The organism is Streptomyces sp. MnatMP-M17 (genome assembly GCF_900091995.1).
GTDB lineage: Bacteria > Actinomycetota > Actinomycetes > Streptomycetales > Streptomycetaceae > Streptomyces.
The window spans coordinates 1-1012 of record NZ_FMDK01001116.1 but is presented as its reverse complement, the minus strand read 5'-3'; the positions used below and the strand labels follow the sequence as shown (position 1 = coordinate 1012).

The window sequence follows — 1012 nt, the reverse complement described above, 5'->3', positions numbered from 1 at the left end:
AGCCCTGGTCCTGTGGCTCCGCGAACCCACCGGGTGATCATTTGTCAGACAGGCCCTAGGAGTGCTGGGCCGCCGGGGTCAGCAGGCCCTCGATCAGCGGGCGGAGCCGGGTGGTGCGCTGCTGGGACGGGATCGTGGCCACCGCGTGCGGCAGGGCCTGGTCCACACCATGGACCACGGAGAGATGCCGCTCGCCCCGGCCGAAGGCCGTATAGACCCATGGGCGGCTCAGCCCCTGGGTCGCATCACCGGGAAGCACCACGACCGCGGTCGGCCAGCGCATCCCCGCCGCCTGGTGCGCGGTGAGCGCCCAGCCGTGCCGTACGGCCGACTCGACACGCTCCCTGGGCACGGTGACCTCCCCGCCCTCGCAGTCGAGCCACAGCCCGTCCTGGTCCGCCGAGACCACGGCGCCCTGGAGCGTCCTGCCGGGCGAGGGTACGTACGCGATCCTGTCGCCCGGGTCGAAGCCGCCGAACCGGCCGGGGCCCGGGTTGAGCCGCTGCTTGAGCGCCGCGTTGAGCGCGCGCGTGCCGGCCGCTCCGCCATGGCCCACGGTGATCACCTGTGTCTCTCCGGCGGCCGTCCCGAAGGCCCGCGGCACCGACTCGGCGACCAACTGGACCGTGCGGTGCACCGCCTCGCCCGCGTCCCGCACCGGAACGATCACGACCTCCCTGCCCGGGGCCTCCACCTGGTTCAGCTCGCCGATGCCGATGCCGGAGACCAGCTCGCCGACCGGTCCCGGGTCGGGCGTACGGGAGGCGATCTGCGGGCACACACGGGCGGCCAGCAGATCGGCGAACACCCGGCCCGCGCCGGCCGACCACAGCACTCCGGGATCCCCGCCGAGCACCAGCCGGGCGCCGTCCGGCAGCGATTCGACGAGCAGCGCGGCCGTCTCCACATCGAGCTGCGGCGCGTCCAGCACCACCAGGAGATCGAGGGCGAACCGGCCGTCCTCGTCCCGCCCGGGGCCCTCCGTACCGGCGAGCAGCCCGGCGACCGTGAC

General features: G+C 74.3%; 1 pseudogene. It reads right to left on the bottom strand.

Features of this window, described 5'->3' with window-relative positions:
* Window positions 1–55 precede the first annotated feature (55 nt).
* Window positions 56–1012: pseudogene (locus GA0115259_RS36745) on the bottom strand (DNA helicase RecD); the annotation flags it as partial.